We start from the raw sequence: 8,743 nt of genomic DNA on the forward strand, positions 1-8,743 counted from the left end.
GCTGTCTCATGCGGAGACGTACGTTGTTGCGCGGGTTGGGCGGGGCCGGGGTGTTGGCGGCGACGGCGGGGGTGTCCGGCTACGGCGCCGGTGGGGCGGAGGCCGCCGGTCGCGGGGTGCCGGGTGCCGCCGGTGCGGGCGGCGGGCCGGTTGCCGGGGACGCGGCGGGCGCGGGGTGGCGGCTGGTGCCGGGTCCGGTGACGGAGCCGGGGGCACGGCTGCTGAGTGTGACGGCCTCGTCGGAGGGGCGGGCGTGGGCGGTGGGTGAGCAGGGGCTCGGCGCGGACGATGTGGGGCGGCCGTTGGCGTTGCAGTGGGACGGTGCGGAGTGGAGGCAGAGCGAGTTGGGGGATGCGGGGGTGGAGGGTCCGCTGCGCTCGGTGAGTTCCCGGCCGGTAGCGAGTAACTCCGGTGCTGCGCCGGTTGGTTCGTCCTCGTCCGGCGCTTCCGCTGTGTCGGGCTCCTTCGGCGGGGGCGGGCCGGACGGTCCGTCGGGCGGCCGGGCGTCGACAGGTGCGGGTGCGCATGCCGGTGCGGGTGCGGAGGTGGTGTGGGCGGTCGCCGGGGCGGGGGCAGCGGGCGTGGCCCGGTTGCTGCGGTGGGACGGTGCGGGCTGGCAGCGGGTGCCCTACCCCGGGGAGGAGACTCCCGGCACGGAGCTGACCTGGGCGGAGGCCGCCGACGACGGCTCGGTGTGGGTGGCCGGCCGGTTCGAGGACGGCACGAGGCTGCTGCACCACGACGGGGAGGCGGGCAGGTGGACGCCGCCGGTCCCCGGGGGGAGTCGACGGCGGAGGCCCCGGGGCGGGTCCGGCTGTCGCCCTCGGGTGAGGCACACCTCGTGGGGCGGGACCTCGCTCGCTGGGACGGGCAGGGCTGGACGGTGCTGCCGGCGGTGCCCGGGATACGGCTGGTCGTGACGGACCTGCTGCCGTTCGCGCCGGACGATGTCTGGGCGGTGGGCGGGGCGTTCGGTGTGGGAGGGCCGCCGGGCAAGCCTCCGGGGGTGGTGCTGGCGCGGTTCGACGGGTCGGCGTGGTCACATGTCAGCGGGGACGGACTTCCGTTCTCCGTCGGGGCGTTGCAGGCCGTCTGCGCCGTCGGTACCGGTCGGGGCCCCGGAACCGGTGCGGCGCTCGCGGCCGGGTGGGATTTCTGGGACGACTCGACCGCGCCGTATCTGCGTTGGGACGGCGCCGCCTGGTCGGGGGAGCGGGGCGAGGCGAACGGTGAGGACGTGACCGTGCGGGATGTCTGCGGTGTGCCCGGTACCGGTGGTGCGTGGTCGGTGGGGCACACCCGCAACACCGGCCCCGAGCAGACCCGGTTCCGGATCGAGCGCTACGGCTGAGCCCGTTCCCCCCCCCATTGTCGTTCCGTACGCCTGCCCTCACCTCGCGCCCCTCACCTCGCGCCCCTCACCTCGCGCGCCGTCCCTCGCGCCCGGTCCCCGCGCCCCTCACCTCGCGCCCCGCCCCTCGCGCCCGGTCCCCGCGCCCCTCACCTCGCGCCCCGCCCCTCGCGCCCGGTCTACGCGTCCCGGCCCCCGCGTCCCGGCCTTCGTATGGCGGCCCTCGCGCCCGGAACGCCGCCCGCGCACGGAGTCCCGGGCCGAGCCGCGAAGTTCCCTGATCGCTCTGCGGGACCTCGTGCTCCGGGTCTCTCGCGGCCTGGTCGTTGCCTCCTCCGAGGCCCCGGGCCCGTCCATCGCGAGCTGTCCCCTCGCGCCGGCCCTCCCGCGCCCCGAGGGGGTGCCGCACCCACCTGGCTCCCGGGTGCGGCCGTCCAACGCGTCACCGCGTACGGGCAGTTACGGGAGTTGGCTGGTGACGGCGTGTTCGAAGACGGTCGGGTCGGACTCGAAGGGGGTGTCGGGGAGTGGCCAGTGCAGGACGAGTTCGTCGAAGCCCAGCTCGGCGTGGCGGCCGGTGAAGTCGGCGAAGGCTTCGACGGAGTCCAGGGGGCGGTCCGGGGTGAAGCCGGTGAGCAGGACGCGGTGGAGGTCGGAGGGGTCGCGGCCGGCGTCGGCGCAGGTCTTCTCCAGGCGGTCGATCTGCCGGGCCAGCGCCTCGTGGGAACGGGCGGGGCTGCCGGAGGCGTTGGCTTCGGGGTCTCCGGTCGTCACCCATGCCTGGCCGTGCCGGGCGGCGAGCCGCATGCCGCGCGGTCCGGTGGCGGCCACGGCGAACGGGATGCGGGGCCGTTGCACACAGCCGGGCAGGCTGCGGGCTTCGTGTGCCGAGTAGTGGGTGCCGTCGTGACTGACCTCCTGCTCGGTGAGGAGACGGTCGAGCAGGGGGACGAACTCGCCGAACCGGTCGGCGCGTTCGCGGGTGGACCAGGCCGCGTGTCCGAGTGCGGTGGCGTCGAAGCCGGAGCCGCCGGCGCCGATCCCGAGGGTGAGCCGTCCCTCGCTGATGTCGTCGAGGGTGAGCAGTTCCTTGGCGAGGGGGACGGGGTGGCGGAAGTTGGGCGAGGTCACCATCGTGCCGAGCCGGATGCGGGTGGTCGCGGTGGCGGCGGCCGTCAGGGTGGGGAGGGCCCCGAACCAGGGTCCGTCCCGGAAGGGCGGGCGCCACGTCAGGTGGTCATAGGTGTACGCGGTGTGGAAGCCGAGCTGTTCGGCTCGCTGCCATCTGTCCCGTCCGCCCTCGGACCAGCGGCGCACGGGCAGGATCACTGTGCTCAGACGCATACCGCGAGCCTACGCACGCCCGCTCCGGTGCCCGCCCGACGCCTGTCCGGCCCGTGCTCCGGCCCTCCCCCGCCGTGTCGCACCGGCTCGCCCGGCCAGGCATGATGTCCGGCATGTACCAGAAGGAGGGTGCCGGGGGCCTGCCGGAGCTGCCGAGTACCGAGGCGGCCGTGGCGGCGTTGCGGGAGGTGGCGGAGCGCCGGGGCCTGGAGGTTTCCGTCGAGCATGCGATCGGGGCGGACGAGTCGTCCCGGCGGAGCGCGGCGGGGGCGTTCTCGGTCACGGACGAGGACGGTTCGCTGCCGCACGAGGCGCTGCTGGAGATCCCGGCGACGGACGGACCGTCCGGTGGCCCGGCGACTCCGCAGATCACCGTGCAGCTCTTCGAGGAGGGGGACGCGCACATCACGGTGGACGGGATCACCTTCCACGATCTGCCGCGCTCGGTGACGCCGGCGTTTCTGGAGGCGGTCCTCGAACGTCGGGTGCGGGTGAAGATGACCTGGTATCCGCCGTTCTGCCGGCTCATCGTGGCGCTGCCCGGCGACCGTACGTACAAGGAGAACGTCTCGCTTGTGCACGGTGGCCTCAGCCGCTGGATGAGCGCCCTCGCGGACTGACGGCCGGGGCCGCCCCGCGCCCCGAGCGTGCCCGTCCGGGCGGCCTGCCTTCCCGTCCCGGTCCTGCGGAAGCGTCGACGGAACGGCGGCCGGGACGCGGGCGGAAATGCGGTGGGGTCTCTCTGGCTACGGCGGCATGCTGGGGCGGTGGCAGCCGAGCGGCAGGCGGGGCGGTCGGTCGGGAGACGGGCTCGGCCGAGCGGGAGGCGGGGACGACGGTGGGCGGTCGGCGGGGTTCGTGCGGTGCGGAGGGGGCGGACAGGGTGGATGGGGCGGACGGTGCCGACGGGGCGGGCGCGGGGGAGGCGGAGTGCAAGGCGCTCGTGCGGCGCGGTTACGACGTACTCGGGGCGCGCTACGACGAGGTGTTCGGGTCGGAGACGAAGTACGGCGCCTGGCTCGGTGTGCTGCGGGAGCGGCTGCGCGGGCGTGCGGGCGAGGTGCTGGACCTCGGGTGCGGGGGCGGGGTTCCCGTGGCGCGGGAGCTGGTGGCGGCGGGGCACCGGGTCGTCGGGGTCGACATCAGCGGGGAGCAGGTGCGCAGGGCGCGGCGGCGGGTGCCCAACCGGCGGGCGCGGTTCGTACGCGCCGACGCCGTCGAACTGGACTTCGCCCCGGGCTCGTTCGACGCCGTCGTCTGTCTGTATGCGCTCATCCACATTCCGGTCGCCGAGCAGCCCGTCCTGCTGGGGCGGATCGCTTCCTGGCTGCGGCCGGGCGGACTCCTGATCGCGACGACGGGCTCCGTGGCGCTCACGGGAACGGACCCGGACTGGCTGGGCGGAGGCGTGCCCATGTGGTGGAGCCAGGCCGGTGCGGCGGACTACCACGGCTGGCTGGAGGCGTCCGGGATGTGTGTCGAGGACGAGCGGTTCGTGCCGGAGGGCGACGGCGGGCACACGCTCTTCCTGGCCCACCGGCCGGACCGCGGCTGAGCACGGGCGGAGGCGGTCCGGCTGCACGGCGGACGGGTGTCATATCCCCAGCAGCCGGGCGGCGTTGTCGTGGCAGACGGCGCGGAGCCAGTCGGCGCCCAGCCCGGTGCGGTGTTCGAGTACGTCCAGGGCGTCGGCGTAGCTGTAGGGGATGTTGGGGAAGTCGGTGCCGAGCAGGACCCGGTCGCCGAGCGCGGCGAGGCGGGGCAGGGAGGCGTCGGGGAAGGGGGCCTCCTGCTCGACGAAGGGGGTGAAGGCCATGGTCGTGTCGAGAAGGACCCGGTCGTGGCGTTCGGCGAGGGCGAGGAAGTCGTCGTACTCGGGCATGCCCAGGTGCGCGACCACCAGGCGCAGCCGGGGGTGCCGGTCCAGGAGCGCGGCGATCGGGCCGGGACCGGTGTACCGGCCGGGTACGGGGCCGGAGCCGCAGTGCGTCACGACGGGCACGCCGGCGTCGGCCAACAGGCCCCACGCCTCGTCGAGTTGCGGATCGTTCGGGTCGAACCCGCCGACCTGGATGTGGCACTTGAAGACGCGGGCACCGGCGTCCAGCGCGGTGCGGACGTCGGCGGCGGCGCTCGGCTCGGCGAAGAACGTGGCCGTGTGCAGGCAGTCGGGGGTGCGGGCGGCGAAGTCGGCGGCCCAGGCGTTCAGTGAGGCCGCCATGCCGGGCTTGTGCGGATAGAGCATGGACGTGAACGCGCGGACGCCGAAGCCGCGCAGGGTGTCCAGTCGGCGCCGCTCGTCGTGGCGGTAGCGGATGGGCCAGTGCCGGGCGACGAGGGGGCCGGCCGCGTCGAAGTAGGCCCACACCTTGGCGAGCAGCCGCTCCGGCATGAAGTGCGTGTGGATGTCGATGAGTTGGGGCAGACCGTTGCGTTCCCGGAACGCGGCGACCCGCGCCCGCTCGTCCGCACCCCCGTGCCCGCTCCCGTGCCCGGCCCCGCACTCGCCCACGTGCTCGGCCCCGCACTCGCCCCCGTGCTCACTCCCTTGCTCGGCCCCGCACCCGCCCCCGTGCTCGTCCGCGGCCCGGCTTCCGTCCGCCGGTGGGTTCCCCTCCCCTGCTCCCGGTTCGGCCCGTGGGCCCGTTCCGGCCCGTGCTTCCGTCTGTGTCCACGGCTCCTGGCCGGCCTGCTCCGTGCGTGTGCCCATGTGCGGGGACGCTAGGCAACGGCCTGTTCGGCTGTCCACGGGCTCACGCCCGGCGGCCACCGCCCGGCACCGTCCGGTCCCGACCGGTCCCGCCCGGTCGTGCCCCGGTACAGCTCGGTCCCGCCCGGTGGATCGGGCCACCGTGCCGGGATTGGCCCTGGGAGGCCCGTGCGTCCGTCGCAACACTCTTCCCGGGACGGAGGAGTGCACGGGACGGAGCGGAGGAGGACGGCCATGCTCGGCAGACGGCGTACCGGATCCCGCCGGCGGAGCAGGTCGCCCCGGCAGTCGGGTGCCGGGGCGGGGCAGGCGCGGAGCCAGGGGCAGGTGCCGGGCCACGGTCAGGAGCCGGGCCCCGAGCGGACGTCGGGCCCCGAGCGGACGTCGGGCCCCGAACAGGCCTCGGGGCACGGGCCGTTGCTGGGGCCCGGGCGAGGGGCGGGGGCTCAAGGGTCCGAAGGGACTGAAGGGACTGAAGGGACTGAAGGGGCTAAGGCGGCTCAGCGGGCTCAGCGGGCTCAGGGGGCTGAAGGAGTTGAGAGGGGTCAGGGGGTCGTCGTCGTGGGGCTGTGCGGTTCGCCGGCTGATCCGGCCGCGTTGCGGGCCGCTGCCCGGGAGGCGCGGGCGACCGGTCGGCGGCTCGTGGCGGTCGTCGCCTGGGAGCCGCCGGGCGGGGAGGCGGGCTACATGCTGCGGCCCGACCCGGTGTGGGCCGAGTACGGGTTCCGGCAGGCGCGGGACCGTATGGAACGGGCCTTCGACGCGGCGTTCGGTGGGGTGCCGCCCCGCGGTGTCGGCGTCGAGCGGCGCCTCGTACGCGACCAGGCGTGGCGTGCCCTGTGCGCGGCCGCCGACGGGCCGCACGACCGGCTCGTGCTCGGTGTCCGGGCCGGCCGCCGCGGCCTGTTCCGGCACGACGGGACGACGCGCCGCGTGCTGGCCCGGGCGACGTGCCCGGTCCTCACCGTGCCCGCTCCCCGGTTCCCCCGGCGCCTGCGGGCCGCGCTGCGCCGCGCCACCGCGAGCGACTTCGACTCCGCCTCGCGGCTGTGAACGACTCCGCCTCGCGGCCGTGAACGACTCCCTCTCGCTGCCGTGAACACCGCACGCGCCGGTGCGGCCCGGCGCGGGACGGCGGCCTGCCGGTGGTGAGCGGTGCCGGCCGGTGCTGTGGGCGGTGCCGGCCGGGGTCAACCGGTGCCCCGGTGTCAACCGGTGCCAGCCGGGGGCACCGGGTCGGTGGCGGTTTCGCCGTGGGTGGGTGTCAGGGGGTGGGCGGTGTCAGGCGGAAGCGGGCGATGCGTGCTCTGCCTGCCGCCGACAGGGCCTCCTCCCGGGTGGGCGGCCGGTCGCGCGGCAGCGCCAGATACGGGTCCAGGATCGCGCGGGGCCCCAGGCGGCGGACCAGTTCCTGGAGGAGATCGGCCACCTGCTCGCGGTCCTCGACGGCGGTGCCCTCGGCCCTCGTCTCGCGGCCGCGCAGTACCAGGCGGGCGGTGCGGGGCCGGCGGAAGTGGGACATCCAGCCGGTGCGGGCGCCGAACACCCACACCTCGTCCTGCGCGTACCGGTAGTAGGCCACGGGAACGGCGTACCGGCGCCCGGTCTTGGCGCCCTCGTACCGGATCACCAGGAGCCGACGGCTCAGCAGCCCGTGCAGCGGGGAGCGCAGAAGCGGCCCGACCAGGTGGTTCGCTGCCTTGAACAGGGCGACGGGAGGCCCTCGCCGCTCGCTCATGTCCCTCACCCTCCTCACACGCGGCGCCCCCGCGCCGGTGCCCTTCAGCCTAGGAGCGACCCGGTGCCGGACGGGGGCGTTCCGCCGAGGCCGGGGCGACGGGAGCCTCGGCTCCGGTCTCAACTCCCCTGCCGCGGGCCCGCGTCACTCCGTCCGGCCGCCCGTCCGGCAGGAGCGGCGATGGATGAGGACGAGGTTCGCGGTCAGGGACAGCGCGAGGGCGACGCCCATGCCCAGCACCGCCCCCTCCAGGGTGAGCGGCCCGGCCAGCGCGGCCAGTGCCAGCACGACGACGGGCCCGGCGACGACCAGGGCGAGGTGCGCGACGGCGCCGGAGCGGACCAGCCGGTGCAGCGGCCCGAGGACGAGCAGATACAGCGCGACGGGCACCGCCACCGTCCAGGCGGTGGCCGTCTCGGTCAGATGGCCGCGGTGCTCGACGGCCTCCACCGTCACCTCCAGCCCGGCGCCCAGCGCGGCGACCGACGCGAAGACGACATAGTGTCCGTACCCCCAGGTCAGTGCGGCCCGCAGGGACGGCAGCCGGGGGCCGGGCCCGGCGAAGTAGATCCACCACATCCCGAAGACGAGGATCAGCCCGCCGATGACGACGACGAGGAGCGCGGTGGACAGCCCGTGCTCGGTGACGGACGTACGGATTCCGGCGAGCGTCGCCAGGAGGACCTCGCCGAGCACGATGATCGTGAACAGCCCGTAGCGTTCGGCGATATGGGACGGGTGCCAGGAGGTCTGCCGGCCCCCGCTCTCCGCCCACGCCGGCACGGCCAGTTCGGCCGCGACGAGGACGGCGAAGCCGATGTAGTCGCCGGGGTGCGGCAGTGCGAGCCGGGCCACCCAGCCGACCTGGACCACCGTGATGCCCACGGCGTAGCGCAGCGCCGCCGGGCGGCCCGGCGGGTCCGCGGCCGCCGCCCGCAGCCACTGCGGGATCATCGCCACCCGCATGATCACGTATCCGGCGGTGACCAGGCCGAAGTCGTAGGAGTCGAAGGCGTCCCGCACCCCCGCTGCCAGCACCAGGACGCCCGTCATCTGGACGAGGGTCAGCAGCCGGTACGGGACGTCGTCCGTGTCGTACGCGGAGGCGAACCAGGTGAAGTTCATCCACGCCCACCAGATGGCGAAGAACACCATCGCGTAGCCGAGGACGCCCTCGCCGATGTGGCCCTCGGCCAGGGCGTGGCGCAGTTGGGCGGCGGCCTGGGAGACCGCGACGACGAAGCAGAGGTCGAACAGAAGTTCAAGGGGGGTGGCGGCGCGGTGGGGTTCCGCGGGGGAGCGGGGGGTCATCGGGGTGCGCCACGGGCCGCGTTGGGCTGCGCCGGCGTGGGGGGCGCTGTCTGCGGCCATCGTCTTCCTCCCCGGGTGGAGCCTTCTTTCGCACGCTAGGCGGGTGGGATTATGCCTGCCGCCTTGTGCTGGGCCGTACGGGGGGCGGGGCCCGCCTTTGCCGTTGCGCTTGCTCTTCGAGCCCTTGTCTTGCGGTGATTCCGCCCTCGCATCTTGTTGGCCGGTTGCCGTGCCTTGTGCGGTTCTTCTGGTTGGCGCGCTGTTGTTTCAGAGCCGGGCTCTGAGCTCC

General features: G+C 75.0%; 8 protein-coding genes. 4 read left to right on the forward strand and 4 right to left on the reverse strand.

Annotated elements, in window-relative coordinates; all coding sequences use genetic code 11:
* Positions 1-757: 757 nt before the first annotated feature.
* Entirely contained in the window at positions 758-1,351 is a 594-nt protein-coding gene (locus tag SCA03_RS22265) for a hypothetical protein (RefSeq protein ID WP_107061425.1), read from the forward strand.
* 459 nt (positions 1,352-1,810) lie between these two features.
* Here the strand turns inward: SCA03_RS22265 and SCA03_RS22270 are convergent, their stop codons facing one another.
* Positions 1,811-2,695, reverse strand: coding sequence for an LLM class flavin-dependent oxidoreductase (locus SCA03_RS22270; protein WP_086818453.1), 885 nt, complete (start codon positions 2,693-2,695; stop codon positions 1,811-1,813).
* Between the two features lie 113 nt (positions 2,696-2,808).
* Here SCA03_RS22270 and SCA03_RS22275 point away from each other — a divergent pair, with 113 nt between their 5' ends.
* Positions 2,809-3,315, forward strand: a complete 507-nt coding sequence (locus SCA03_RS22275) for a hypothetical protein (RefSeq protein ID WP_086818454.1) — start codon at positions 2,809-2,811, stop codon at positions 3,313-3,315.
* Between the two features lie 263 nt (positions 3,316-3,578).
* Positions 3,579-4,250 carry a class I SAM-dependent methyltransferase gene (locus SCA03_RS22280; RefSeq protein WP_141275596.1) on the forward strand — a complete coding sequence of 224 codons (672 nt, stop codon included), beginning with the start codon at positions 3,579-3,581 and terminating at the stop codon, positions 4,248-4,250.
* Between the two features lie 39 nt (positions 4,251-4,289).
* Here the strand turns inward: SCA03_RS22280 and SCA03_RS22285 are convergent, their stop codons facing one another.
* Positions 4,290-5,405: an amidohydrolase family protein gene (locus SCA03_RS22285; RefSeq protein ID WP_371863972.1), complete on the reverse strand. Its 1,116-nt coding sequence runs from the start codon at positions 5,403-5,405 to the stop codon at positions 4,290-4,292.
* A 234-nt stretch (positions 5,406-5,639) separates the two neighbouring features.
* Between SCA03_RS22285 and SCA03_RS22290 the strand changes: the two genes are divergently transcribed.
* Complete coding sequence (locus SCA03_RS22290; RefSeq protein WP_230988847.1) at positions 5,640-6,458, forward strand: universal stress protein; 819 nt, start codon at positions 5,640-5,642, stop codon at positions 6,456-6,458.
* A 211-nt stretch (positions 6,459-6,669) separates the two neighbouring features.
* Here SCA03_RS22290 and SCA03_RS22295 read toward each other — a convergent pair whose 3' ends face one another.
* A complete protein-coding gene (locus SCA03_RS22295; protein ID WP_086818457.1) occupies positions 6,670-7,143 on the reverse strand; it encodes a hypothetical protein in 474 nt (157 codons plus the stop codon).
* Positions 7,144-7,287: 144 nt separating this feature from the next.
* Entirely contained in the window at positions 7,288-8,514 is a 1,227-nt protein-coding gene (locus SCA03_RS22300; protein ID WP_030885837.1) for a low temperature requirement protein A, read from the reverse strand.
* Positions 8,515-8,743 lie beyond the last annotated feature (229 nt).

Origin of the sequence: Streptomyces cacaoi, assembly GCF_006539165.1 — a bacterium.
GTDB classification, from domain to species: Bacteria; Actinomycetota; Actinomycetes; order Streptomycetales; family Streptomycetaceae; genus Streptomyces; species Streptomyces cacaoi.

Excerpts from the sequence above, each read along its gene's own strand:
- SCA03_RS22270 (WP_086818453.1), bottom strand. The coding sequence starts at position 2,695 with ATGCGTCTGAGCACAGTGATCCTGCCCGTGCGCCGCTGGTCCGAGGGC.
- SCA03_RS22275 (WP_086818454.1), top strand. The coding sequence starts at position 2,809 with ATGTACCAGAAGGAGGGTGCCGGGGGCCTGCCGGAGCTGCCGAGTACC.
- SCA03_RS22285 (WP_371863972.1), bottom strand. The coding sequence starts at position 5,405 with ATGGGCACACGCACGGAGCAGGCCGGCCAGGAGCCGTGGACACAGACG.
- SCA03_RS22290 (WP_230988847.1), top strand. The coding sequence starts at position 5,640 with ATGCTCGGCAGACGGCGTACCGGATCCCGCCGGCGGAGCAGGTCGCCC.
- SCA03_RS22295 (WP_086818457.1), bottom strand. The coding sequence starts at position 7,143 with ATGAGCGAGCGGCGAGGGCCTCCCGTCGCCCTGTTCAAGGCAGCGAAC.
- SCA03_RS22300 (WP_030885837.1), bottom strand. The coding sequence starts at position 8,514 with ATGGCCGCAGACAGCGCCCCCCACGCCGGCGCAGCCCAACGCGGCCCG.